Origin of the sequence: Variovorax sp. 679 (genome assembly GCF_003952185.1) — a bacterium.
Taxonomy (GTDB): domain Bacteria; phylum Pseudomonadota; class Gammaproteobacteria; order Burkholderiales; family Burkholderiaceae_C; genus Variovorax.
This window is the reverse complement of sequence record NZ_RXFS01000007.1, coordinates 327,591-354,003: the sequence shown is the minus strand read 5'-3', so window position 1 is coordinate 354,003 and position 26,413 is coordinate 327,591. Positions and strand designations below refer to the sequence as shown.

General features: G+C 68.2%; 19 protein-coding genes. 14 read left to right on the top strand and 5 right to left on the bottom strand.

Going from position 1 to position 26,413, the window contains the following annotated elements; genetic code table 11:
* Positions 1-88: 88 nt before the first annotated feature.
* Positions 89-2,437: an NADP-dependent malic enzyme gene (locus EJO71_RS20085; RefSeq protein ID WP_125950273.1), complete on the bottom strand. Its 2,349-nt coding sequence runs from the start codon at positions 2,435-2,437 to the stop codon at positions 89-91.
* Between the two features lie 176 nt (positions 2,438-2,613).
* Here EJO71_RS20085 and EJO71_RS20080 point away from each other — a divergent pair, with 176 nt between their 5' ends.
* The 14 genes from EJO71_RS20080 (at position 2,614) to EJO71_RS20010 (ending at position 23,212) form a co-directional block, all read left to right on the top strand.
* Positions 2,614-3,666 (top strand): SPFH domain-containing protein, encoded by a 1,053-nt coding sequence (locus EJO71_RS20080; protein WP_125950274.1) that lies wholly within the window; start codon positions 2,614-2,616, stop codon positions 3,664-3,666.
* 103 nt (positions 3,667-3,769) lie between these two features.
* Positions 3,770-5,260, top strand: coding sequence for a DUF4178 domain-containing protein (locus EJO71_RS20075; RefSeq protein ID WP_125950275.1), 1,491 nt, complete (start codon positions 3,770-3,772; stop codon positions 5,258-5,260).
* Positions 5,261-5,311: 51 nt separating this feature from the next.
* Positions 5,312-5,530 (top strand): DUF350 domain-containing protein, encoded by a 219-nt coding sequence (locus EJO71_RS20070; RefSeq protein WP_019653703.1) that lies wholly within the window; start codon positions 5,312-5,314, stop codon positions 5,528-5,530.
* A gap of 11 nt (positions 5,531-5,541) precedes the next feature.
* Positions 5,542-7,083: a polyamine aminopropyltransferase gene (locus tag EJO71_RS20065; protein WP_125950569.1), complete on the top strand. Its 1,542-nt coding sequence runs from the start codon at positions 5,542-5,544 to the stop codon at positions 7,081-7,083.
* A 116-nt stretch (positions 7,084-7,199) separates the two neighbouring features.
* Entirely contained in the window at positions 7,200-8,846 is a 1,647-nt protein-coding gene (locus EJO71_RS20055; protein ID WP_125950276.1) for an FAD-dependent oxidoreductase, read from the top strand.
* Positions 8,843-9,967, top strand: a complete 1,125-nt coding sequence (locus EJO71_RS20050; RefSeq protein ID WP_125950277.1) for a saccharopine dehydrogenase NADP-binding domain-containing protein — start codon at positions 8,843-8,845, stop codon at positions 9,965-9,967. The genes EJO71_RS20055 and EJO71_RS20050 overlap by 4 nt, the downstream gene beginning before the upstream one ends.
* Positions 9,964-10,347, top strand: a complete 384-nt coding sequence (locus EJO71_RS20045) for a DoxX-like family protein (RefSeq protein ID WP_125950278.1) — start codon at positions 9,964-9,966, stop codon at positions 10,345-10,347. Before EJO71_RS20050 ends, EJO71_RS20045 begins: the two co-directional genes overlap by 4 nt.
* Before the next feature lies 1 nt (position 10,348).
* Positions 10,349-10,819 (top strand): DUF2269 domain-containing protein, encoded by a 471-nt coding sequence (locus EJO71_RS20040; RefSeq protein ID WP_125950279.1) that lies wholly within the window; start codon positions 10,349-10,351, stop codon positions 10,817-10,819.
* A gap of 122 nt (positions 10,820-10,941) precedes the next feature.
* On the top strand, positions 10,942-16,959 hold the full coding sequence (locus tag EJO71_RS20035) for an MG2 domain-containing protein (protein WP_125950280.1): 6,018 nt from the start codon (positions 10,942-10,944) through the stop codon (positions 16,957-16,959).
* Between the two features lie 13 nt (positions 16,960-16,972).
* Complete coding sequence (pbpC, locus tag EJO71_RS20030; RefSeq protein ID WP_164546860.1) at positions 16,973-19,306, top strand: penicillin-binding protein 1C; 2,334 nt, start codon at positions 16,973-16,975, stop codon at positions 19,304-19,306.
* Between the two features lie 76 nt (positions 19,307-19,382).
* Positions 19,383-20,735: an esterase-like activity of phytase family protein gene (locus EJO71_RS20025; RefSeq protein WP_125950281.1), complete on the top strand. Its 1,353-nt coding sequence runs from the start codon at positions 19,383-19,385 to the stop codon at positions 20,733-20,735.
* Positions 20,736-20,883: 148 nt separating this feature from the next.
* On the top strand, positions 20,884-21,192 hold the full coding sequence (locus EJO71_RS20020; RefSeq protein ID WP_240651454.1) for a DUF3649 domain-containing protein: 309 nt from the start codon (positions 20,884-20,886) through the stop codon (positions 21,190-21,192).
* Complete coding sequence (locus EJO71_RS20015; protein WP_125950283.1) at positions 21,189-22,859, top strand: PepSY-associated TM helix domain-containing protein; 1,671 nt, start codon at positions 21,189-21,191, stop codon at positions 22,857-22,859. The genes EJO71_RS20020 and EJO71_RS20015 overlap by 4 nt, the downstream gene beginning before the upstream one ends.
* Positions 22,859-23,212, top strand: a complete 354-nt coding sequence (locus EJO71_RS20010) for a DUF3325 domain-containing protein (RefSeq protein WP_240651855.1) — start codon at positions 22,859-22,861, stop codon at positions 23,210-23,212. The genes EJO71_RS20015 and EJO71_RS20010 overlap by 1 nt, the downstream gene beginning before the upstream one ends.
* A gap of 33 nt (positions 23,213-23,245) precedes the next feature.
* On the opposite strand, the gene EJO71_RS20005 is transcribed toward EJO71_RS20010, so the two are convergent.
* From EJO71_RS20005 to speD, 4 genes are read right to left on the bottom strand one after another with little or no spacing between them, the layout of a single operon-like run.
* Positions 23,246-23,824, bottom strand: coding sequence for a hypothetical protein (locus tag EJO71_RS20005; RefSeq protein ID WP_125950284.1), 579 nt, complete (start codon positions 23,822-23,824; stop codon positions 23,246-23,248).
* Between the two features lie 13 nt (positions 23,825-23,837).
* Positions 23,838-25,247, bottom strand: a complete 1,410-nt coding sequence (locus EJO71_RS20000; RefSeq protein ID WP_125950285.1) for an aminopeptidase P N-terminal domain-containing protein — start codon at positions 25,245-25,247, stop codon at positions 23,838-23,840.
* Entirely contained in the window at positions 25,244-25,957 is a 714-nt protein-coding gene (locus tag EJO71_RS19995; RefSeq protein ID WP_125950572.1) for a nucleotidyltransferase family protein, read from the bottom strand. Before EJO71_RS19995 ends, EJO71_RS20000 begins: the two co-directional genes overlap by 4 nt.
* 20 nt (positions 25,958-25,977) lie before the next feature.
* A complete protein-coding gene (gene speD, locus EJO71_RS19990; RefSeq protein WP_093195866.1) occupies positions 25,978-26,358 on the bottom strand; it encodes an adenosylmethionine decarboxylase in 381 nt (126 codons plus the stop codon).
* Between the last annotated feature and the right edge of the window lie 55 nt (positions 26,359-26,413).

Genomic DNA, 26,413 nt, shown 5'->3' with positions numbered 1-26,413 from the left:
CGAAAATAGCAAGCGACTGCCCAAAGTTTGAGCAGTCGCGGGGGTATCGAATGGCCTTTTAAGTTGGCGGCCACTCTCGCCAAATGGCCTATCTCTCGGCGTTTGCGTCGGCCACTGTCAAGGCCGTCATGTTCACGATGCGCCGAACAGTCGCGCTGGCCGTGAGAATATGCACAGGTTTGGCCGCGCCGAGCAGAACCGGCCCGATCGCGATATTGCCGCCCGCTGCCGTCTTGAGCAGGTTGTAGGAAATGTTGGCCGCGTCGATGTTCGGGAAAACCAGCAGGTTGGCGTTGCCCGCCAGCGCGCTGTGCGGCATGACGACCGCGCGCTGCTTGCTGTCCAGCGCCACGTCGCCGTGCATTTCGCCGTCCACCTCGAGCCAGGGCGCCTGCACGCGCAGCAGGTCGAGCGTCCTGCGCATCTTGACGGCGCTGGGCTCGTTGCTGGTGCCGAAGTTGGAGTGCGACAGCAGCGCCGCCTTCGGCTTCAGGCCGAAGCGCATCATTTCCTCGGCCGCCATGGTCGTGATCTCGGCCAGTTCTTCGGGCGAGGGGTCGTAGTTGACGTGCGTGTCGACCAGGAACACCTGGCGGTCGGGCAGCAGCAGGCCGTTCATGCAGGCGTACACCGGCACGTCCTGCGGCGTGCTCTCGCAGCCGCCGGGGCGCTTGCCGATCACCTGGTCGATGTAGTGCAGGTGGTTGGCGGTGGTGCCCCAGGTGCCGCAGATCAGGCCGTCGACCTCGCCCTTGTGCAGCAGCATCGAGCCGATCAGCGTCAGGCGCCGGCGCATCTCGATCTTGGCGACCTGCACCGTCACGCCCTTGCGCTCGGTCATGCGGTGGTAGGTCTGCCAGAACTCGCGGTAGCGGTGGTCCTGCTCGACGTTGACCACGTCGTAGTCCAGCTCTTCCTTCAGGCGCAGGCCGAACTTCTCGATGCGCTGGGCGATGATGGCCGGGCGGCCGATCAGCGTCGGGCGCGCCACGCCTTCGTCCACCACGATCTGGGCGGCGCGCAGCACGCGTTCTTCCTCGCCTTCCGAGTAGGCCACGCGCTTCTTGCCCGCGCGCCTGGCGGCTTCGAAGATGGGCTTCATCGTTGTGCCCGAGGCGTAGACGAAGCTCTGCAGCTTGTCGCGGTAGGCGTCCATGTCCTTGATGGGGCGCTGCGCCACGCCGCTTTCCTCAGCCGCCTTGGCCACGGCCGGCGCGATCTTCATCATCAGGCGCGGGTCGAAGGGCTTCGGAATCAGGTATTCGGGGCCGAAGCTGAGCTTTTCACCGACGTAGGCGGCGGCCACGCGCTCGCTCTGCTCGGCCTGCGCCAGGTCGGCGATGGCGTGCACCGCGGCGATCTCCATCTCGTCGGTGATCGTCGTCGCGCCGCAGTCGAGCGCGCCGCGGAAGATGTACGGGAAGCACAGGACGTTGTTGACCTGGTTCGGGTAGTCGGTACGGCCGGTGGCCATGATCACGTCGTCGCGCACCGCGTGGGCGTCCTCGGGCGCGATCTCGGGGTTCGGGTTCGCCAGCGCGAAGATCACCGGGCGCTTGGCCATCTTCGCCACCATGGCGGGCTTCAGCACGCCGCCGGCCGACAGGCCCAGGAACACGTCGGCGCCCTCGATCACCTCTGCGAGCGTGCGCGCGTCGGTCTTCTGCATGAACTGGCGCTTGTCGTCGTCCATCAGCTCGGTGCGGCCTTCGTAGACCACGCCGGCCAGGTCGGTGACGAACACGTTCTCGCGCTTCAGGCCGACCTTCAGCAGCAGGTTCAGGCAGGCCAGTGCCGCGGCGCCGGCGCCCGAGGCGACCAGCTTGACTTCCTCGATCTTCTTGCCCGCGACCTTCAGGCCGTTGACCATGGCGGCAGCCACGGTGATGGCGGTGCCGTGCTGGTCGTCGTGGAAAACCGGGATCTTCATGCGCTTGCGCAGTTCGCGCTCGACGTAGAAGCAGTCGGGGGCCTTGATGTCTTCCAGGTTGATGGCGCCGAAGGTCGGCTCCAGCGAGGCGATGATGTCGACCAGCTTCGCCGGGTCCTTCTCGTCGATCTCGATGTCGAACACGTCGACGCCCGCGAACTTCTTGAAGAGGACGCCCTTGCCCTCCATCACCGGCTTGGAAGCCAGCGGGCCGATGTCGCCCAGGCCCAGCACGGCGGTGCCGTTGCTGATGACGGCCACCAGGTTGCCGCGGGAGGTGTACTTGAAGGCGTTGGCGGGGTCCTTGACGATTTCTTCGCAGGGAGCGGCCACGCCGGGCGAGTAGGCCAGCGACAGGTCGCGCTGGTTGACCATCTGCTTGGTCGCCGCGATGGCGATCTTGCCGGGGACGGGAAACTCGTGGTACTCGAGGGCGGCACGGCGCAGTTCTGCGCGTTTGTCTTCGGGCGTGGGAGTCGATGAGGTCGAGGGGGTCGAATCTGACATGTGCCGTAGCTCCTGGTGGCGCTTCTTCTGGGGGCGCCGATTGTAGACCTCGTGCATGACGCCATACGCCGCATGGCCAGTGGCGCCCATGACCAATAGCACGGGTGTTTCTTCAGGCCGGTGTGGCAATATGCACAGTTCGGACAAAACCTGAAAAAACCTGACGAGGAGCGACCATGGCCCTGATGGATTTCATCAAGAAGCAGTTCATTGACATCATCCAGTGGACCGAGACCGGCGACGGCACGCTGGCCTGGCGCTTCCCGATGGCGGAGATGGAAATCCAGAACGGCGCCTCGCTCACCGTTCGCGAGTCGCAGGTTGCCGTCTTCGTCAACGAAGGCAAGGTGGCCGACGTGTTCGGCCCCGGCATGTACAAGCTCACGACGCAGACGCTGCCCGTGCTCACGTACCTGAAGAACTGGGACAAGCTCTTCGAGTCCCCCTTCAAGAGCGACGTCTACTTCTTCAGCACCCGCCAGCAGGTCGACCAGAAGTGGGGCACGCCCCAGCCGATCACCATCCGCGACAAGGATTTCGGCGCCGTTCGCCTGCGCGCCTTCGGCAACTACTCCTTCCGCATCGGCGACGCCAAGGCCTTCCACACCGAGATCTCCGGCACGCGCGACATCTATTCCGTGGCCGACCTCGACGGCCAGCTGCGCGGCCTGGTGCTGCAGAACATCAGCAACGCCATCGCTTCCAGCGGCGTGCCTTTCCTGGACCTCGCGGCCAACCAGATCCAGTTCGCCCAGGCGCTCGCCGCGCAGCTCGTGCCCGAGTTCGAGAAGATCGGCATCAAGCTCGAGAACATCACGGTCCAGAACGTCTCGCTGCCCGAAGAGCTGCAGAAGATCCTCGACCAGAAGATCGGCATGGGCATGGTCGGCAACGACATGGGCAAGTTCATGCAGTACCAGACGGCGCAGGCGATTCCCAAGTTCGCCGAAGGCGCTGCCGGCGGCGGTGGCATCGCGGGCGACGCGATGGGCCTGGGTGCCGGCGTGGCGCTGGGCCAGGTGCTGGCGCAGAACCTCGCGCAGGGCCTGAACCCCAACGCTGCAGGAGCCGCCGCGGCACAGCCGCAGCAGCAACCGGCCGTGGCCGTGGTGAGCGCGGCCGACGTGATGACCACGCTCGAGAAGCTCGGCGAACTCAAGACCAAGGGCATCCTCACGCAGGAAGAGTTCGACGCCAAGAAGGCCGAACTGCTGAAAAAGCTCGTCTGATCCGGCGCCATGTCCCGCATAGCGCCTGACGCCCGTCCAACGGGCGTCAGAAGCCTCATTGGCTTGAAAAATTCGTGGCCACCCGCGCCATGGCTGATGCGCCATGGCTGAGGAAACCGGCAACCAACGCTACTACCGAGCGCCCTGCCCCGGCTGCGGCGCGCCGGTCGAATTCCGCTCGGCGCAATCGACGCACGCGGTCTGCCCCTACTGCCAGAGCACCGTCGTGCGCCAGGGCGAGACGCTCGCGCGCACCGGCAAGATGGCCGAGCTGTTCGACGACTTCAGCCCGCTGCAGCTGTTCGCCGCAGGCCGCATCCAGGACAAGCCCTTCACGCTGATCGGCCGGCTGCAGTACACCTACCCCGGCGGGCGCTGGACCGAATGGATCGCCGCGCTCGACGGCGACCGCACCGCGATCCTCAGCGAGGACAACGGCGCCTACGTCTTCGCGCTGCCCTTCGACCTGCAGCGCACCGCGCCGCCGCCGGTCGACCTGCGCGTGGGCGCCACAAGTGCATTCGCCGGCCAGAGCTACACCGTCACCTCGAACGAGCAGGTGGCGCTGACCTCGGCGCAGGGCGAGCTGCCGCACCTGCCCGAGCTCGGCCGGCAGTTCGCCATGGTCGAGCTGCGCAACGACCGGGGCCTGGTGCTCAGCATCGACTACGGCACCGCGAAGCCCAGCGCCTACCTCGGCCGCTCGGTGCAGCTCGACGACCTGCAGCTCACTGGCCTGCGCGCCGAGTCCGCCAAGGACGAGAAGGGCCGCAGCTTCAACTGCCCCAACTGCGGCTCGCCCGTCACCGTCAACTTCGCCGACAGCAAGAGCATCACCTGCGGCTCGTGCAACAGCATCATCGACTTGTCCCAGGGCATCGGTGGCGAGCTGAAGCACGCCGTGCAGGACGAGCCCGTGCGCCCGCTCATCGCGCTCGGCAGCATGGGCCAGCTGCAGGGCGCGCAGTGGCAGGTGGTCGGCTTCCAGCACCGCATGGGCAGCGAGCCCGGCGACGACGAGCAGTTCGGCTGGGACGAGTACCTGCTCTACAACAAGAAGCGGGGCTTCAGCTTCCTGGTCGACGCCGAGGACGGCTGGAGCATGGTCAAGCCGACCACCGGCGCGCCGGTGATGGCCGAGAACGGCAGCACGGCCACCTACCTCGGCAAGCGCTACCAGCAGCAGTACGCCTACAACGCCGAGACCACCTACGTGGCGGGCGAGTTCTACTGGCAGGTCGAGCGCGGCCAGAAAACCTTCAACCGCGACTTCGCCGTCGGCGGCGCGCTGCTGTCGATGGAGCGCTCTACCAACGAGCTGACATGGTCCTCGGGCAGCAAGGTCGACAGCGGCGCGGTGGCCACCGCCTTCAAGCTCGACGCGAAGAAGGACATGTTCAAGCGCTCCGACGCGCTGCCCGTGAGCGCGGCCTCGGGGCTGGGCTGCGGCACGATCATCCTCATCGTCGTCGTGATCATCATCCTGCTGATCATCCTGAGCACCTGCTCCAGCAGCAGCGGCGGATCGTCCGGCGGCTACCGCAGCTCGGGCGGCTCCTACGGCGGCTATTCGAGTGGCGGCGGCCACAAATGACGGCGAAGATGCACGCCGTGTCTCTCATCACTACTACGACTGGAGGTCCCCATGGGATTTGAATGGCTGAAACCGGGCGTGGTCCTCGGATCGCTCGTGTACGCGCTGATCGGCGTCGTGATCTTCTGGCTCTGCTTCCTGATCATCGACAAGATCACGCCCTACGACCTGTGGGGCGAGATCGTCGAGAAGCAGAACGTGGCGCTGGGCCTCGTCGTGGCGGCAATGAGCCTGGGCATCAGCATCATCGTGGCTGCTGCAATCCATTGAGCGACGCGGCCCTGCCCGCGCGCACCCCGGACGCGCGGGGGCCGCAACCCGTGGAGATCGCGCTGCTCGCCAGCGTGTTCGTGGTCGCTGCCTGCGGCCTGGTCTACGAGCTGACGGCGGCTGCGCTCAGCTCCTACCTGCTGGGCGATTCGGTGCTGCAGTTCAGCACCATCATCGGCACCTACCTGTTCGCGATGGGCGTGGGCTCCTGGCTCTCGCGGTACTTCGACCGCCAGCTGCCGGCGCACTTCCTTCGCATCGAGCTGATGGTCGCGCTGATCGGCGGCGCGCTGCCGGCGATCCTGTTCCTTGCCAACGCCTACGCGCCGGGCGCCTTCCGGCTGCTGCTGTACGGCCTCGTGATGGTCGTGGGCACGCTGGTGGGCCTGGAGATCCCGCTGGTGATGCGCATCCTGAAGCGCAACATCGTGCTCAAGAACCTGGTGTCGCAGGTTCTCACCTTCGACTACCTCGGCGCGCTCGCGGTGTCGGTGGCCTTCCCGCTCATCCTCGTGCCGCAGCTCGGCATGATCCGCACCGGCCTGCTGTTCGGCTTCATGAACGCGGCCGTGGCGGTGTGGGCGCTGTGGCTGTTCCGGCATGAGCTGCGCCGCGTAGGTGCGCATGCGTTGGCCTGCTTTCTCGCGCTGGCGGCGCTGGTGGGAGCCTTCGTCGGCGCCGACCACATCACCACGCTGGCCGAGGACAAGTTCTACCAGGACCGCATCGTCTTCAGCGCCACCTCGCCCTACCAGCGCATCGTGGTCACGCGCGGGCTGCTGGGGCACCGGCTGTTCCTGAACGGCAACCTGCAGTTCGCCGAGCGCGACGAATACCGCTATCACGAGGCGCTGGTGCACCCGGTGATGGCCGCGCAGGGCGCGCCGAAGAAGGTCGCGGTGCTCGGCGGCGGCGATGGCATGGCGGTGCGCGAGATCCTCAAGTACCCATCGGTCGAGTCGGTCACGCTGGTGGAGCTCGACCCGAACATGACGAAGCTCTTCACCGAGCACGAGACGCTGGCGGCGCTCAACGGCCATTCGCTCTCCTCGCCGAAGGTGAAGATCGTCAACACCGACGCCTTCCAGTGGCTGCAGCAGCCCGGCGACATGTTCGACGTGATCGTGGTCGACTTTCCTGATCCGACCAACTTCGCCATCGGCAAGCTCTACACCAACAGCTTCTACGCACTGCTCGAGAAGCGCCTGTCGGCCAGCGGTTACGCGGTGATCCAGACGACCTCGCCGCTGGTGGCGCGCAAGAGCTATTGGACTGTGGCGACCACCATCGAATCGGTGGGCCTGCGCGCCACGCCGTACCACGCGCATGTTCCCAGTTTTGGCGAATGGGGCTACATCATCGCGAGCCGCCGGCCGTATCGCATGCCCGATGCGCTGCCCTCGGGGCTGCGCTTCCTGTCGCCCTCCACGCTGCCCTTGATGTTCGACTTCCCGCTCGACATGGCGCGCGTGCCGGCCGAGGTGAACCGGCTGTCGAACCAAACCCTGGTCACCACTTATGAGCAAGAGTGGGGCAAGGTAATGGCGCATTAAATGGTCTCCCCCAGGCTTCGCGCACTTCGTGTCGCTGCGCCAACCCCCTCGCCGGGGGCAACACCAGCGGCCCGGCAAAGCCGGTTCCGCGGTGTTCCTGGAACAGGCAGGTGCGAATGAGGCGGCGTGGATTTCTCGGGGCTGCGGCAGGGGCCGCGGGCGCTCTCGCGCTCGCCGGCTGCGAGGCGCCACAGCCGCCCATCGAGGGCGGCTTCACCGGCATCGACGTCACGCGTGGCCACGCGATGCGCGATGGCGCGCTCAGGAGCGCATCGCCCGCCACGGTGAAGCGCACGCGCGTGGTGATTGCCGGCGGCGGCGTCGCGGGCCTCGCGGCCGCGCGTGCCCTGCGGCTCGCGGGCATCGACGACTTCGCGCTGCTCGAACTCGAAGACACCGCTGGCGGCAACGCGCGCGGCGGCATGGTCAACGGCATCGCCTGCCCGCTCGGCGCGCACTACCTGCCCGTGCCCGGCGACGATGCGCGCGAGGTGCAGGACCTGCTGGAAGAACTCGGCCTGCGCCGCCGCGCGGCGGGCCGCTGGGAATACGACGAGGTCACTCTCTGCCACAGCCCGCAGGAGCGCCTGTTCCTCCACGGTGAATGGCAGGACGGCCTGCTGCCCGTGCACGGCGTGGGCGAGGCCACGCTCGCGCAGTACCGCAAGTTCGCGCAGCGCATCGACGCGCTGCAGCACGCGGCGCACTTCGCCATTCCCACGCTCAAGGTTGCGGTCACACCCGAACTGCTGGCACTCGACGCCATCAGCTTCGTGAGCTGGCTCGACAGCGAAGGCTTCAGCGACGCGCAGCTGCGTTGGTACCTCGACTACTGCTGCCGCGACGACTACGGCGCCGGCATCGCGCAGGTTTCGGCCTGGGCCGGCATCCACTATTTCGCGAGCCGGCACGGCTTCCATGCGCCCGGCGACCCGACGGGCAGCGTCAACGATTCGAGCCCCGAACGCGACGGCATCCTCACCTGGCCCGAAGGCAACGGCTGGCTCACGAAGCAGCTCGCCAAGCCGCTCGGCGAGCGCCTGCGCACCGGCAGCGTCGTCACGCGCATCGCGGAAGTGCGCGGCGGGGTCGAAGTCGATGCGTGGGACGCGGCATCGAAATCCATGGTGCGCTGGCAGGCCGAGCGCTGCATCGTCGCGCTGCCCGTGTTCATCGCCGCGCGCGTGGTCGAGAACCCGCCCGAGGTGCTGAAGAACGCCGCCGCCCACGTGCGCTACGCGCCCTGGCTCGTGGCCAACGTGCACCTGCGCGGCCCGCTGGCCGACCGGCCGGGCGCTGCGCCGAGCTGGGACAACGTGATCTACGGCACCAAGGGCCTGGGCTATGTCGACGCGCGCCACCAGTCGCTCGACCCGACGCCGCGCGGCACGGTGCTCAGCTGGTACCGTCCGCTGGGACCGAGCGGGTACGACACCGCCGACGGCCGCAAGCTGCTGCTCGAGCGCCCGTGGACCGGCTGGCGCGACGACCTGCTCGCCGAGCTGTCGGTGCCACACCCCGATTTGCCTTCGCTCGCCACGCGCATCGACATCACGCGCTATGGGCACGCCATGTCGATCCCCAGGCCTGGCCTGCTGGCGCAGATCGGCTCGCAGCGCACGGCGCCCGACGCGGCGCATCGCGGCAGCGTCATCGCAGGCCGGCTGTCGTTCGCGCATGCGGACTGGTCGGGCTACTCGATCTTCGAAGAGGCTTTCACGCGCGGGCACGTCGCCGGAACGGACGCGGCGGCAGCAGCATGAAGACGCTGGTGCTCGGCGGCTACGGCAACTTCGGTGCGCGCATCAGCCGCGCGCTGGCCGGCAGCCCCGGCATCGAACTTCTGGTGGCAGGGCGCGGCGCGCGGCGCGCGACCGAGTTCGCGGCATCGCTGGGCGGCGGTGCGACCGGCGTGCGCATCGACGTGCAGGCGGCCGACTTCGCGGACACCCTGCGCGGGCTGGGCGTGCAACTGGTGATCCATACCGCCGGCCCCTTCCAGAACCAGGACTACCGAGTACCGCAGGCCGTTGCCGCGGCGGGCGCGCACTACATCGACCTGGCCGACGGCAGGCGCTTCGTGTGCGACTTTCCTGCCGCGCTGGATGCCGTCTTCCGGGAGGCGGGCCGCCTGGCAGTCAGCGGAGCCAGCACCGTGCCCGCCCTGTCGTCCGCCGTGGTCGACCATCTCACGGCCGGCTGGCGGGGCATCCGCAGCATCGACATCTGCATTGCCCCAGCGCAGGGAGCGCCGCGCGGCGAGGCCACGCTGGCCGGCGTGCTGGCCTACTGCGGCGAGCCGATCCGTGTCTGGCAGGACGGTCGCTGGGGCGAGCAGCCCGGCTGGGCCGATCCGGTGAAGGTCGAGTTCGCGCGCATGAAGCCGCGACGCGGGGCGCTCTGCGACATTCCCGACCTCGAACTCTTTCCCGCGCGCCATGCCGGCGTGCAGTCGGTGATGTTCCGCGCCGCGCTCGAAGTCGGGCTGGCGCAGCGAGCCTTCGCCTTCATGGCGTTCATGCACCGCATCGGCTTGCTGCCCGCGCCGCAGAAGCTGGCGCCGCTGCTGCATTTCGCCGGCGGCGTGTTCGACGCGCTGGGCACGGCGCTGGGCGGCATGGTCGTGCGCGTGGAAGGCACCGATTCACAAGGCGCGCCGGCACGCCGCGCCTGGCACATCGCCGCCGACGACAATCACGGCCCGGAGATTCCTTGCATGGCTGCCATCCTGCTGGCCCGGCGTCTTGCGCGCGGCGACGATGCACTGCCTATCGGTGCGAATGCCTGTGCCGGCCTGCTTGACCTTGCCGAGTTCGAGCCCGAGTTCGCGCGCTGGGGCATGGTGACCGACGTGGTCGAAGAAGAAAACCCGGCCACCGCATGAGCAGCAGCCCTGCCAATCAGACCGACCGCCTGCTGCGCCTGAGCCTTGTCGCCGTATGGCTCTTCACCGCCGTCGCCAGCATCGTCGAACTCAACGGACAGAGCCGTCAGGTGTTGGCCGAAGCGGGCATCGCTTCGCCGCAATGGCTGGTGCAGCTGCTGATCGTTGGCGGCGCGGCGGCCGATCTCGCGGTCGGTATTGCGCTGTGGCGGTGGCCCGGCCGCGCCAGCTATGCGGCGGCACTGGCCCTGATGCTCGGCATGACACTGGTGGCGACCGTGCTGCAGCCGAACCTGTGGCTGCATCCGCTCGGCCCGCTGCTCAAGAACCTCCCCATCGCCACCCTGCTTTGGCACCTGTACCGGCGCGCCGCCTCATGACATGAACACCTACCTCGTCCTCAAGTGGCTGCACATCGTCTCCAGCGTGCTGATGGTCGGCACGGGGCTGGGCTCGGCCTTCTACATGTTCTTCGCCAACCGCAGCGGCAGCGTGCCCGCGCAGGCGGTGGTGAGCCGGCTGGTGGTGCGCGCCGACTGGTGGTTCACGACGCCCACCGTCATCCTCCAGCCGGTCACCGGTTTCGCGCTGGCGCACATGGCGGGATGGCCGCTGTCGACGCCGTGGCTGGCGATTTCGCTGGGGTTGTTCGTATTCGCGGGGGCCTGCTGGCTGCCGGTGGTGTGGCTGCAGATCCGCATGGCGGCGCTTGCGGCGCAGGCGCATCGCGACGTGGCCGCGCTGCCGCCGCTCTACGCACGCTACCAACGCTGGTGGGAGCTGCTCGGCTACCCGGCCTTCGCGGCCATGGTGGTCGTGTTCTACCTGATGGTGAACAAGCCCCAGCTATGACCCGTTGAAATGCCGCCGGGCGCGGGCTGTGCAGTTTTCACCAAGACTTCACACACAGCGCCATTGCTTCACAGACGGCTCGCACACTCGCGGGCGCCAACAAAAACACAGTGGGAGCCTCCATGCTTCAAGTCGCCAACAGAAAACTCGCGTCGCTCAGCGACGTGCTCTTCACCGGGCTGGGTCGCGTGCTCGGCTTCCTGCGTCCGCTGGCCCGCGGACTCATCGGTTCCTGGCGACCACCGGGCTGGCTGCGCATCGTGGGCGCCTTCATGCTCTTCGGCCTGCAGTGGCTGCAGCAGCGCCTCGCATGGCTGGTGCTTCTCCTGCTGGTCGTGCTGGCGGGTTGGGCGGCCAGCCCCCATGTGATCAAGTGGTGGCACGGACTCACGCCTGATCGGGTCGAACCTGTGGTTGCTACCGCCAAGAGCGATGCGCCGCAACGCACGCAGATCGAGTTCGACAAGGGACCGAACCCCTTCGTCATCAACTTCTCCGCCTCCGTTGCACCCATCGCGCGTGTCGGCCAGGAGGCCATCGGCGTCACCACCGAGCCCGCCATTGCTGGCCGCTGGACGTGGACCAGGCAGAACCGGCTCGAGTTCCTGCCCGCCCAGGACTGGCCCATCGGCCAGCCCTACAAGGTGCAGCTCGCCGACAGCGCTCTCGCGCCGCACATCGAACTGGCGCAACGCAAGTACGAGTTCACCTCGCCCGAATTCACCGCGCAGATCGCCGGCGCCGAGTTCTATCAGGACCCGGTGCAGGCCAACGTGCGCCGCGCGCTCTTCCAGGTGCGCTTCTCGCACCCCGTCAACACAGCCGAGTTCGAGAAGCGCCTCGTGCTGACCTACGACCAGCCCTGCAGCAGCTCGTTCTTCAGCGTGGGCAAGTGCGCGAGCGAGAAGTTCACCGTCAGCTACGACAAGCTGCGCCTCACCGCCACCCTGCAGTCGGAGCCGCTGCCCATTCCCGAGAAGACGCGTCCGGCGATCCTCAGCCTCACCTCCGGCACGGTCGCGCAGAAGGGCGGCCCGGCGCTTCGCAACGACCAGTCGCGCGCGGTCGACATCCCCGGCCTTTTCAGCCTCTCCATTGCCAGCATCGAGCCCACCATCGTCACGGGCGAGAACGGCGAGCCCGAGCACGTGATGCACGTCACCGCCTCGATGCCGGTGCACGAGCGCGAAATGGCGCGCGTGGTGCAGGCCTGGCTGCTGCCCGTGACGGAAGAAGCCAAGGGCGACCCTGAAGACAAGTTCGACTGGTCAGCCGATCCGGCGAAGGTCACCGACGCCGTGCTGCGCCGCGCGAAGAAGCTCAGCCTGCAGCCCATCGCCAGCGAGCGCGAGGTGACCGAGATGGTCAGCTTCCGCATGCCCCAGGCCGAAGGCGGCCGCTACCTGCTGGTGCGCGTGGCCAAGGGCCTGAAGACGCCCGGTGGCTACCAGCTCGGTGCGGCGCACCAGGACATCCGCCTGCTCAAGACCTTCGCGCCCGAGCTCACCATCATGAGCCAGGGCTCGCTGCTGGCGCTGTCGGGCGAACGCAAGCTGCCGATCCTGGTGCGCGACCTGCCCGGCATTCGCCTCGAGATCGGCCGCCTGCTGCCGCAGCAGCTGCAGCACCTGGTGACGCAGACCAACGGCGACTTCGCGCATCCGCAGTTCTTCGGCAGCCTGCAGCCGGACAACCTCGTCGACCGCTTCCAGAAAGAGATTCCACTCAGCGTTCCCGCCGGCAAGGCGCACTACGAGACCGTCGACTTCGCCGAATACCTGCGCAACGACGTGGCCGACCGCCGCGGCGTGTTCCTGCTCAAGGTGCAGGGCTACGACCCCAAGGCGAAGAAGAAGCCCGAAGGCGACGCGCAACAGGCCCAGCCCGAAGAAGAGCAGCAGGAGCAGTCTTCCGACGAGGAAGGCAACAACGGCGAAGGCGGCAGCCCCGAGCAGCAGCTCGACCAGCGCCTGGTGCTCGTCACCGACCTGGGCATCGTCGCCAAGAAGTCGCTCGACGGCACGCGCGACGTGTTCGTGCAGAGCATCGCCAACGGCCAGCCCGTGGCCGGCGCACTGGTCGAGGTGTGGGGCCGCAACGGCATGATCGTCGCGTCGCAGGCCACCGACGCGACCGGCGCCGCCAGGCTGCCCAACCTCGCTGGCTACCAGCGCGAGAAGGCGCCCGTGGTGCTGGTCGTGCGCAAGGACGGCGACTTGAGCTTCCTGCCCTTCAACCGCAGCGACCGCACGCTCGACATCTCGCGCTTCGACGTCGGCGGCCTGCGCGCGGCCGGCGTGCCGAACCAGATGACCGCGTACGTCTTCAGCGACCGCGGCATCTACCGCCCCGGCGACACCATGCACATCGCGATGATGGTCAAGGCCGGCAACTGGGCCACCTCGCTGCGCGACCTGCCGCTCGAAGCCGAGATCATCGACGCACGCGGCCTCAGCGTGCGCCGCGAAAAGCTCAAGCTCGGCCCCGGCGGCGCGGCGGAAATCGCCCACACCACGCAGGACACCTCGCCCACCGGCAACTACACCGTCAACCTCTACCTGCCGCGCGAGTCCTCGCCCGGCACGCCCGAGGTCGAGGGCCTGCTGATCGGCAGCACCAGCGTGAAGGTGCAGGAGTTCCTGCCCGACCGCACCAAGGTCACTGCCAAGCTCAGCAGCGAGGTGGCGGAAGGCTGGGTCAAGCCCAAGGACCTGAAGGCGCTCGTCGACGTGCAGAACCTCTTCGGCACGCCCGCGCCCGACCGCAAGGTGGAAGGCACGCTCACGCTGAGCCCCGGTTTCCCGGTGTTCCGTGCGTTCACCGACTACGCCTTCTTCGACCCGCAGCGCGCCACCGAGAAGCAGGTGGACGACCTGGGCAGCGTGCAGACGAGTGCCGACGGCAAGGCCGAGTTCGACCTGCGCCTCTCGCGCTTCGACGCCGCCACCTACCAGGTGCACGTGCTTGCCAAGGCCTTCGAGCCCGAGGGCGGGCGCAGCGTGTCGGCCGAGGCCCAGACGCTGGTGAGCGACATGCCCTACCTAGTCGGCGTGAAGGTCGACGGCGACACCAGCTACGTGAGCAAGGGCGCCACGCGCAACGCCACCGTGATCGCCATCGACCCGCAGGCGAAGAAGACGGCCGTGGCCGACCTGAAGATCGAGCGCGTCGAGCGCAAGGTGCTGTCGGTGCTGATCAAGCAGGACAACGGCCTGTACCGCTACGAGTCGCGCCGCAAGGAGATCGTGCTCGACGAGAAGCCCTTCGCCATCGCCGCGGCCGGCAACAACGTGGCGCTGGACACCGGCGCGCCCGGCAACTTTGCCTACGTGGTGCGCAACGCGCAGGGGCTGGAGCTCAACCGCGTGGAATACAGCGTGGCGGGCAACGCCAACGTGTCGCGCTCGCTCGACCGCAACGCCGAGCTGCAGCTCACGCTCGACCGCAAGGACTACGAGCCGGGCCAGGAGATCGCGGTGAGCATCCGCGCGCCTTACGTGGGTGCCGGCCTCATCACCATCGAGCGAGACAAGGTCTACGCGCACGCATGGTTCAAGACCGACAAGACAGCTTCGGTGCAGAAGATCACCCTGCCCAAGGACTTCGAGGGCACCGGCTACATCAACGTGCACTTCGTGCGCGACCCGGCCTCCGACGAGGTCTACATGAGCCCGCTGTCGTACGGCGTCGTGCCCTTCGCCACCGCGCTGACCAAGCGCACCGCCAACCTGCAGCTCACCAGCACCGAGCTGGTGAAGCCGGGGCAGACCGTGAAGATGAAGCTCACCAGCGACAAGCCCACGCGCGCCGTGGTGTTCGCGGTGGACGAAGGCATCCTGCAGGTGGCGCGCTACAAGACGGCCGATCCGCTGAAGCACTTCTTCCAGAAGCGCGCGCTCGAGGTCGGCACGCTGCAGACGCTCGACCTGATCCTGCCGGAGTTCAAGAAGCTCATGCAGGGTGCGGCACCCGGCGGTGACGGCGAGGGCGAACTCGGCAAGCACCTGAACCCGTTCAAGCGCAAGCGCGACAAGCCGGTGACCTACTGGTCGGGCCTGGTCGACGTGAACGGCAGTCGCGAGTTCAGCTACACCGTGCCCGAGAGCTTCAACGGCAGCCTGCGCGTGATGGCCGTGGCCGTGAACGACGAGACCACCGCCGCCAAGAGCACCCGCACCGTGGTGCGCGGCGACATGGTGATATTGCCGAACGCACCGCTCGCGATGGCGCCCGGCGACACCGTCGAGGTGGGCGTGGGCCTGGCCAACAACATCGTGGGCTCGGGCAAGGAAGCGCCCATCGCGCTCACGCTCACCGCCTCGGGCGGGCTCGAAGTGGTGGGCGACGCCACGCAGACGCTCAAGGTCAACGAGCGCGGCGAAGCCAGCACGAAGTTCAACGTGCGCGCCAAGCCGGGCGAGCAGGCGGTGCTGGGTTCGTCGGCGCTGGTGTTCACATCGACGCACAAGAACTACAGCACGCGTCTTTCAACCGAAGTGAGCGTGCGGCCCGCATCGCCCTTCGTCACGCTGGTGCAGGCCGGCAGCTTCCAGCGCGCGGGAGAAATCTCGAGCCAGGCCGACCTGTATCCGAACTTCCGCCAGAGCGACGTGGCCGTGTCGGCCGCGCCGTGGGCCTTCGCGACCGGTCTCATGCAGTACCTGGAGGCGTATCCGCACGGCTGCACCGAGCAGATCACGAGCCAGACCTTCCCGGCCGTGCTGCTCTCGGGCCGCCCCGAGCTGGTGAAGGAGATGGCGCGCGGCCGTACGCCGGAGCAAGGCCCGCTGCCCGAGGCACGCAAGACCTTCGAGCGCTACCTCGTGCAGCTGCGCGCGCGGCAGACGGCCGATGGCGGCTTCTCGCTGTGGCCCGGCGCCGGCACCGACCCCTTCGCCACGCTCTATGCGGTGCAGCTGCTGGTCGAGGCCAAGGACCACAAGCTGCCCGTGCCGCAAGACCTTCTGCAGAAGGCCAACACCTACCTGCAGGGCTGGCTCGGCAGCGGCGACAGCACGCTCGACGGCTGGCGCCAGCGCACGCAGGCGGCCTACCTGCTGACGCGCCAGGGCATCGTCGCGCCGGCCGCACTGGCCAACCTGCGCGAAGCCCGCCGCAAGCAGCTGTCGCGGCAGGGCGCGGGCTGGGGCGACGACCTCGGCGCCGTGTACCTCGCCGCAAGCTACCAGCTCGTGAAGCAGGAGCAGGTGGCCAACGAGCTGCTCGAACCGGTGTGGGCCGATCTGCTCGCGCGCACCGAGAAGAAGCAGCGCCGCAACGTCTGGGGTGCCTACTACGACCCGCTGGTGCACGACAGCATGACGCTGCACCTGGTGGGCCGCCACTTCCCGGCGCGCCTGAAGACGATCAAGCCCGCGGTGTGGGAAGGCATGGCCGCGATGGTGCGCGATGGCTGGTACAACAGCCTGTCGTCGGCCTCGATGCTGCTTGCGGTCGACTCGTACTTCGAGGCCGTCGGGCAGAACGTGGAGGGCAAGCTCTCGGCGAGCGCCGTAAACGCACAGGGTCAGGCAGCAGCGCTCGCGCTGGGCGCGGTGAACCCGATCACGCGCGCCGCGGTGCCGGCAGGTACGGCGAAGCTCAGGCTGTCGAACGACAGCGACTTCAACCTGTACTACAGCTGGGCCGAACAGGGCTTCGAGCGCAACGTGCCCGCCACGCCGGTGAACAAGGGCCTGGAGATCTTCCACGAGGTGCTCGATGCCAAGGGCAACCCGATCGCCAAGGCGAAGCTCGGCGAAGAAGTCACGGTGCGGGTGCGCGTGCGCAGCCTGGAGCGCGAGCAGCTCAACGACGTGGCACTGGTCGACGTGCTGCCCGGCGGCCTGGAACCGGTGCTGCAGGCCGTGGGCGACGACGATGCGGCCAACGCCGACGCGCCGATCTGGAAGAAGCGCCTCGGCGGTGGCGGCTCGTGGAAAGTGCAGTACGCCGACATCCGCGAGGACCGCGTCGTGTTCTACGGCAGCGTCAGCAAGGACCTGCTCGAAGTGACCTACAAGGCGCGTGCCACCAACGTGGGCGACTACGTGGTGCCGGCAGCCTACGGCGAGGCGATGTACGACCGGCGCGTGTTCTCGCGCTCGGCGGGCGCGCGGTTCCAGGTGGTTGCCAACTGAGGCGAGACTGGCCATGCGCATCGGCATCGCGTCTGCAGGAAGGAGGCTGCGCAAGCCCGCGCTGTGGGCGCTGGCGGCTGTCTTCGTGCTCGCGCTGCTGCGCCTCTGGCCGCACGCGGCGTTGAGCGAAACCGTCGGCAGCTCGCGCGCCGTCTATGCGCAGGGCGGCGAGCTGATGCGGCTCACGCTCGCTGCCGACGAGCAATACCGCCTCTGGGTGCCGCTGGAGCGGATCTCGCCCACGCTGGTCGATGCGGTGCTGCTGTACGAAGACCGGCGCTTCTACGGGCACCCCGGCGTCAACCCCGCCGCGCTGGCGCGCAGCGCGTGGCGCATCGCCAGCGGCGAGCGCAGGCAGGGTGGCTCGACGCTCACGATGCAGCTGGCGCGCCGCGTCTACGGCATCGACAGCCGCACGCCCACCGGCAAGGTGGCGCAGATATTCGCGGCGCTGTGGCTGGAGGCTCGTTTCAGCAAGCACGACATCCTGGAGGCGTATCTCAACACCGCGCCCTACGGCGGCAACATCGAGGGCGTGCAGGCCGCGAGCCTCATCTACTTCCGCAAGGACGCCGCGAAGCTGAGCCTGCCCGAAGCGCTGACGCTCGCGGTGATTCCGCAGAACCCCGTCAAGCGCATCGCCGAGCGCGGCCGCAATGCGGAGCTGCAGTCGGCACGCGAACGCTTGTGGGCGCTGTGGGCCGAGCGCGACCCGACCGCGAAGCAGCACGCGCCCGATGCGCAGCTTGCGCTGTCGGCGCAGTCGCGCGGCAGCCTGCCATTTCTGGCGCCGCACGCCACCGACATGCTGCTCGCGCAGGAGCGCGGCGTGCAGGAAGTGCGCACCACCATCGACTTGCGCATGCAGGCCACGCTCGAACGCGTGATGGGCCAGTACCTGCGCGCGCATGCCGACGTCGGCATGAACAACGCGAGCGCGCTGCTGCTCGATGCCTCGACGATGCACGTGCGCGCGATGATCGGCTCGGCCGATTTCCGCAACGACGCCATCTCGGGCCAGGTCAACGGCGTGCTGGCCAAGCGCTCGCCGGGCTCCACGCTCAAGCCCTTCATCTATGCGCTGGCGCTCGACCAGGGGCTGCTGCATCCGAAGACGATGCTGAAGGACGCGCCCACCTCCTTCGGCCCCTACACGCCCGAGAACTTCGACCACCGCTTCGCCGGTCCGCTGCCGGCGCAGGAGGCGCTGATCCGCAGCCGCAACGTGCCCGCCGTGGCCGTGGCCGCGAAACTCTCGAAGCCGGGGCTCTACGACTTCATGCGGCTGGCCGGCGTGCAGAAGCTGCAGAGCGAACAGCACTACGGCCTCGCGCTGGTGCTGGGCGGTGGCGAGGTCACGCCCGAGGAGTTGGCGGGCATGTACGCGACGCTGGCCAACGGCGGCGTCTCGCAGCCCATCCGCTACACGCAGCCCGCACCCGACGGGAAGACAGCGCAGCCGCTGCGCCTGCTGAGCGAGGAAGCGTCGTTCATCACGCTCGACATGCTGCGCCACACGCCGCGCCCCGACACCACGCTGCCGGCGCGCCCTGCCATCGCATGGAAGACGGGCACCTCCTGGGGCTTCCGCGATGCGTGGACGGCCGGCGTCTTCGGCCGCCACGTGCTGGTGGTGTGGGTGGGCAACTTCGATGGCACGAGCAATCCTGCGCTTGTGGGCGTCGACGCGGCCGCGCCGCTCTTCCTGCGCATGATCGATGCCTTGCGCGCCGAGCGGCTCGACCCGGGCGAGGTGGCGTCGCGCCAGCCACCGGACCTGCGCCAGGTCGAGGTCTGCACGGCGACCGGAGGCCTGCCCGACGCGCTGTGCCCGGTACGCACCATGACGTGGTTCATCGCCGGCAAGTCGCCTATCCAGGTGAGCAACCTGCACCGCGCCGTGTGGGTCGACGAGACGACGGGCAAGGTGGTCTGCGGCCCTCAGCCCAACGCGCGCCAGCAGGTGGTGGAGCAGTGGGGCAGCGACATGCGCCGGCTGTTCCGCCAGGCCGGCCTGCCCCGCGCGAGCGCGCCCGCCGATGGCTGCGACAAGACCGAAGGCGACGCGCAGGAAGGTGCACCGCTCATCACTTCGCCCCTGCGCGGCGTGCGCCACACGCTGCGCGCGAAGAAGCCCGAGCCGCTGGTGCTGCGCGCCGAGGCCTCTGCGGGTACGCAGGCGATCTACTGGTTTGCCGACGATGCGCTCATCGGCCGCGCCGCGCCCGGCGAAGGCATCACCTGGATGCCCGACCTGGCGACATCGGGCCGGCGCTACCTGCTGCGCGCGGTCGATGACCAGGGCCGCGCGGAGTCGCGCGAGTTAACAGTTGATATCGCGCCCTGACGCGGAGTGGATGTCACGGTGGCGTCATGCCTTCTCGGCATGGTCACGCGGTTTCAACTTGAACACTTTGTCGCTCATGACGCGTCTTTCCTCCTTGTCTTTCGTCGCTCTCGCCGCCGCCCTCGCGTGCGGCAGTGCGGCCGCCCAGACCGCCTTCCCCGCCACGCTCTCCGGCCACGCCGTGCTGCCCGCGCAAAGCTTCGTTCCCGCGCCGAAGGATGCGCCGGCCGACCTGCAGGTCAGCGGCAAGTTCACGACCGGCAAGCGCGTGGATGCACCGGGCTCGGTCGAAGGGCTGTCGGCCGGTCGCGGCACCGGCGTGTCGCTGCCCTTCAAGGGCCAGCCGCTGCAGGGCCACTCGGGCATCAAGAAGATGGACGACGGCAGCTTCTGGATCCTCACCGACAACGGCGCGGGCGCCAAGGCCAACTCGCCCGACTTCATGCTCTACCTGAACCACTACAAGGTGGACTTCAAGAGCGGCAAGTTCAATCGCATCAACACCATCTTCCTGCACGACCCCGACAAGAAGGTGCCCTTCCGCATCGTCCACGAAGGCACCAAGCAGCGCTACCTGACAGGCTCCGACTTCGACCCCGAGAGCTTCCAGTTCGCAGGCGGCGCGCTGTGGATCGGCGAGGAGTTCGGCCCCTTCCTCATCAAGGCCGACCTCAAGGGCAAGGTGCTCGCGGTGTACGACACGCTGGTCGACGGCAAGGTCGTGCGCTCGCCCGACCATCCGGCCGTGACCACGCCGGGCGCTCCTGGCGGCGCGGTCGACTTCCAGATCAAGCGCTCCAAGGGCTTCGAAGGCATGGCCGCGTCGAAGGACGGCAGCAAGCTGTATGCGCTGCTCGAAGGCCCGGTGTGGAACGCCGAGGCCAAGGACTACGAGAAGGTCGAAGGCAAGGAAGCGCTGCGCGTGCTGGAGTTCGACGTGGCCACCGAGAAGTGGACCGGCCGCCACTGGAAGTACGTGCTCGAGGCCAACGGCAACGCCATCGGCGACTTCAACATGATCGACGGCGCCACGGGCCTCATCATCGAGCGCGACAACGGCGAAGGCACGAGCGACAAGGCCTGCCCCGAAGGCCAGAAGCGTACCGACTGCTTCCACGACATCGCGAAGTTCAAGCGCGTCTACAAGGTCGAGCTCAGCGACGCCAACGTGGGCGGCCCGGTGCGCAAGATCGGCTACATCGACCTGCTGAACATCGCCGACCCGAACAAGCTCGCGCGCAAGCCCCTGAACGACGGCGTGCTGAAGTTCCCGTTCTTCACCATCGAGAACGTCGACGTGGTGGACGCCACGCACATCGTGGTCGGCAACGACAACAACCTGCCCTTCTCGAGCAGCCGCGAGCCGAACAAGGCGGACGACAACGAGCTGGTGCTGCTGGAGGCGGGGGCGCTGCTGCAGGCGAAGTGATTGGTGTGTCCGGGGCGGGAATGCCCCGGATCGCAGGTGGGGCGGGTGGGGGAAATCTTGTCAGATGAGTATCATTCTCATCTTTCTGGGCTTTCTTCTCCCTCTTCATGAATCTCCGAACGACCTCGCACGCCGTCCGGCGCGCGTCGTGAGCGCTGGCGTTCGCCGTCGCCTCGGCGTGGCTTCACGTGCGATTGCCGCCATCGCGGGCGGCTATGGCGTCGCGGCGCTGTCTTCCGTCGTGCTCGCGCTATGCCTGCCCGCCGTCTTCGGCATGACGCGCAGCGAAGCCACGATGACCGGCCTGCTCGCTTCCTTCGCCATCTTCGCGCTCGCGGTGATGTGGGTCTTCGCCGCGCGCACCGCGTTGCGCGCATGGTCCGGCCTTGCCGTTGTCGCGGCGGTGCTGGGGCTGTTCCTGCTGTTGCTCATGCACGCTGCCGGAGGCGCCGCATGAAAGAAGGCTTCCGCCAGTCGATGGCCTGGCTGCACACCTGGTCGGGCTTGCTGGTCGGCTGGGTGCTGTTCATGGTGTTCGCGGCCGGCACGGCTTCGTACTTCAAGGACGAGATCACTTTCTGGATGAAGCCCGAGCTGCATGCGGTCGCGCAGGCCCCGGTGCCGCCGCTTCAGGTGGCCGAGGGCGCGGTGGCCTATCTGCAGAAGCATGGTGCGAGCAGCCCGCGCTGGTTCATCAACATGCCGACCGAGCGCCAGCCGTCGGCCGACGTGCTGTATCTCGCCGCGCCCGCCCCGGGTGCCGCATCCGGCGACAAGCCGCGCCGCCGCTTCGACCGCGTCTCGCTCGACCCCGCCACCGGCGAGGCCCTCTCCGCTGCTCGCGTCACGCGCGGTGGCGAGTTCTTCTACCGCCTGCATTTCGACCTGCACTACATGCCCGCGCAGTGGGCGCGCTGGATCGTCGGCTTCTGCGCGATGTTCATGCTGGTGGCGATCTTCAGCGGCATCGTCACGCACAAGCGCATCTTCAAGGACTTCTTCACCTTCCGCCCGAAGAAGGGCCAGCGCTCGTGGCTCGATGCGCACAACGTGACGGCGGTGCTCGCGCTGCCCTATCACCTGATGATCACGTACACCGGCCTCGTCACGCTGATGTTCATGTACATGCCCTGGGCTCCGCAGGCGGCCTACAGGGATCGCGGCGGCGAGCAGGCCTTCTTCTCCGAGGTGTTTCCAGGCACCGGCCGCGACCAGGTCAAGGCTTCGGGCAGCAAGGCACCGCTCGCGCCCATCGCGCCGATGATGGCGCAGGCTTCCGCGCACTGGAACGGCGCCGCCGTGGGCCGCATCACCGTGCACCAGCCCAACGACGCCAATGCGATCGTCGCGCTTACCCGCGCCGAGGGGCCGCAGCTGTCGTACGAGAAGCCTTCGATGATGTTCAATGGCACCACCGGCGCGCTGATCGGCGCATTCGGCGACGTGCCCAAGCCCGCGGCGGAAACGCGCGGCGTGCTCTACGGCCTGCACATCGGCCGCTTCGGCGATCCGCTGCTGCGCGCGCTGTTCTTCCTCTCGGGGCTCGCGGGCTGCCTGATGGTCGCGACGGGGCTCCTGCTGTGGGCCGTGAAGGAACGCCAGAAATACGCGAAGACGCTCAAGCAGGGCGGGCGCGTCAGCTTCGGCCTGCGGCTCGTCGACGGGCTCAACCTCGGCGCGATTGCCGGCCTGCCCGTCGCGATGGCTGCCTTCTTCTGGGCCAACCGCCTGCTGCCGGTCGGCATCGCGGAGCGCGGCGAGGCAGAGATCCGCTGGTTCTTCATCGTCTGGGGCGCGGCCGCCGTGCTGGGCCTGCTGCGGCCCACCTTGCGCATGTGGCAGGCGCAGCTTTCGGCTGGCGCGCTGCTGTTCATGCTGCTGCCGGTGCTCAATGCCTTCACTGGCCCCGCGCCGCTGACCGTGAGCCTGCGCTCGGGTCCGGCCGCGGTGGCTGGCTTCGATCTCGTGACGATCGCGCTCGGCCTGGGGCTCGCCGGTGCGGTGTGGATCGTGGAGCGCAAGCGGCGCAAGTCCATTGCCGCCAAGCAGCAGCAACATGCGGAGAAGAAGGCGCAGGCGCCGCAGCCGGCATCGACGCTCGCCGCATCGGGCCAGGGCTCGTGATGACGATGGATTCCTCGCTGCTCCTCGGCCTGGTGTTCGCCGCATCGCTCGCGGGCTTCTGCGCACTGAGCCTCGCGATGGACCGCCACAGCGAGGATGTCTTCGGCCGCGGCAGCACGCCGGGCGCGTGGCGACGCTGGCTGCAACTCGGCGGCGCGGCGCTGCTGTGCCTGTCGCTCGGGGCGAGTCTGCAGGCGGCGGGCGGCTCGATCGGCTGGGTGCTCTGGCTGGGCGCGCTCACGGCGGCGGCGCTGTCCACGGTAGCGCTGCTCAGCTACGCACCGCGCCGCTTTCACTGGATCGCGTTCGCGGCGACGGCCGTCGCGCTGAGCAGCCTGTTGCTCGCTTCGTAGTGATGACAAAGCTTGTCGCAGTGGGCCAGCTCGCTACAGCTCCCGCACAGCGCGCGGCAACCGCTCGGCCAGGATCGTGATCAGCGAACGGGCCTCGGCTTCGTCGAGCGAAGGCGCGATCCTGAAGCTGCGCTGTCCGTAGTCGAACGCGATCGGACCCATGCCCGCGCCGAACAGCGGCGGCATCGCGGCGCGTTGATTGCGGAAGAAATCGAACGAGAACTCGACGACCCGCAGCCGCGAAATCGCGTGGATTGCATAGGCGCGCGTGCGCCCCAGGCCCCAGATTTCCACGCGATGAACCAGCGAGCCTTCTTCGACCGAAATCAGCTCGCGGCCGAAGAGCTGCCACAGCACGCAGAAGAATGCCCACGCGCCACCCACGGTCCAGCCCGCGAGCCAGAGCGTGAGGAACCACCGCTCGTCGGTGCCGTGGCGGCGCGGGTGCAGCAGCTGGTTCGCGGCCGTGAACTCGCCGAAGCACCAGCCAGTCAGCCACACGCACATGAAGAGCAGGAACAGCCAGTGCTTGCGCGCGGGTACCACGGCCCGAAGGCCGCCGCCGGGCGTCGTCTCGATGACGTAGCGGGCGGCCAGCGGCTCGACGTTCATGGTTGGCCGGGCGTCAGGCCCGCATCAACGCCTCGATCTCGTCCGCCTTCACCGGCACGCCGCGCGAAATGAGTTCGCAGCCGGTGGCGGTGACGATCGCGTCGTCCTCGATGCGGATGCCGATGTTGTGGAACTGCTCGGGCACGCCGTCGGCGGGCCGCACGTAGATGCCGGGCTCCAGCGTGAGCACCATGCCTGGGTGCAGGATGCGGCTGGGCCGGTTCTTGATGACTTCGTTCGACAGCGGATCCTTCCGCTCGCTCACTTCGCCGACCTGGGTGGGCTCGACGTAGCTGCCGCAGTCGTGCACGTCCATGCCGAGCCAGTGGCCGGTGCGGTGCATGTAGAACTGGAAGTAGGCGCGCGAGTCGATCACGTCCTGCACATTGCCGACCTTGCTGGCGTCGAGCAGGCCGAAGTCGAGCATGCCCTGCGCCAGCACCTTCACCGCCGCGTCGTGCGGGTCGGTGAAGCGGTTGCCGGCCTTGGTGGCGGCGGCCGCGGCGTCCTGGCTGGCGAGCACCAGGTCGTACAGCGCGCGCTGCGGGCCGCTGAACTTGCCGTCGGCCGGGAAGGTGCGCGTGATGTCGCTGGCGTAGCCGTCGAGCTCGCAGCCCGCGTCGATCAGCACCAGCTCGCCCTTGCGCACCGGTGCGGCGTCGGCGCGGTAGTGCAGCACGCAGGCATTGGCGCCGGCCGCGACGATGGAGTAGTAAGCCGGGTACTGCGAGCCGCCGAGGCGGAATTCATGCAGCAGCTCGGCGTCGAGGTGGTATTCGCGGGCGTCCTTGCCCTCGCGCAGCATGCGGGCCGACAGCTGCATCGCGCGGACGTGCGCGCGGGCGCTGATCTGCGCGGCGCGGCGCATGATGTCCTGCTCGTGCGCGTCCTTGACGAGGCGCATCTCGTCGAGCGGGCCGCACAGGTCGCGCTGCTCGTCGGGGCACAGGGCGCCGTAGCGCACGCGAGCACGCACCGACTGCAGCCAGCCGTCGACACGGCTTTCCAGGCCCTTGTGGATGGCGAAGGGGAACCACACGGTCGAGCGGTTCTCGAGCAGCTTGGGCAGCTTCGCGTCCAGGTCGGTGACCGAGAAAGCCTCGTCGACGCCGAGCGCCGCGGGCGCCGCATCGGGGCCGAGGCGGTAGCCGTCCCAGATCTCGCGCTCCAGGTCTTTCGGCGCGCAGAACAGCGTGGCGCGGCCGTCGCCCGCCAGCACCAGCCAGGCATTGGGCTCGGTGAAGCCGGTCAGGTAATAGAAGTAGCTGTCGTGGCGATACAGGAAGTCGGTGTCGCGGTTGCGCGGCCGTTCGGGCGCGGTCGGGATGACGGCGATGCCGTCCTTGCCCAGTTGCGATGCGAGGCGTGCGCGGCGCTCGGCGTAGATCGTCATCGTGGTGGTGGTGGCTGCTGCTGAAGTCATCTTCTTGGCGTGTTCAGTTGGGCGAGTCGTTCGGGGGTGCCGACATCGGTCCAGGGGCCGGTGTAGAGCTCGGCGCTCACGAGTTCATTGTCCATCGCGGCGCGCAGGATCGGCGCCAATGGGGCTTTGCGGCCGGCCGGGTTGCCGTTCGGGATGTCGCAGTACGGCGGCGCGAAGAGCGCGGCGCGGTAGAGGCCGATGGTCGAGAAGGTGAATTTCTCGGCCGCCGTGTTGAGCGCGAGGCCGTCCGCCGCGAGACCGAAATCGCCCTTGGTGTTGTGCGCCGGGTTCGGCACCAGCCAGAGATGCGCCAGCTTGCCGCTGGCGACGAAGCGGTCGACCGACGCCTGCGTGAAGGCGAAATCCGGCGCGAACACGTCGCCGGCCGCGACCCAGAACACGTCGCTGAGCAGCGGCAGCGCGCGCACGATGCCGCCGGCAGTTTCCAGTGCACCGCCGAAGTCGCGGCCCTCGTCGGAATATGAAATCGATAGCGCAGAGTGCCCATCCAGCAAAGGCTTCGGGCCGAAGCGGTCCGAAATCTGCGCGCCCAACCAGTCGGTATTGACCACCAGTTCGGTGAAGCCGCCGACGGCCAGCGCCTCCATCGGCCACTGCATCAGGGGCTTGCCGCGCACCTCCAGCAGGGGCTTGGGGCAGGTGTCGGTCAGCGGCCGCATGCGCTCGCCGCGCCCGGCGGCCAGGATCATCGCCCGCACCGCGTTGCCGCTCACGCTGCGACCCGTCCGCGCTGCAGCTCGTTGCGTTCGCTGTGCAGGGGCTGAAACACCGACACCAGGCACTCCATCAGCGCATGGGCCTTGGCCGAGTGGTCGCCGCTGAAGTTGCAGACGTACACGTCGAGCGTCACGCCGCGCTGCTCGGGCCAGGTGTGGATGCACAGGTGCGACTCGGCCAGCAGCACCGTGGCCGTGACCCCGCCCGGCCCCTGCGGCGTGGCCGGAAAGCCGTGGATCAGCTTGCCCACCGCCTGTAGTCCGGCGGCGCTCACGGCCTTGAGGCAGACCGCGCCCAGGGCGTCGCGGTCGGTGAGCCATTGAAGGCCGCATTGGCAGTCGTGGAGGTCGGCGGTGAGGTGCAGCCCGTGCATGGGTGGCAACTCTAGCAGTCCATCCGCCGGGCAACGCAGGTGGGAACGCACGGAA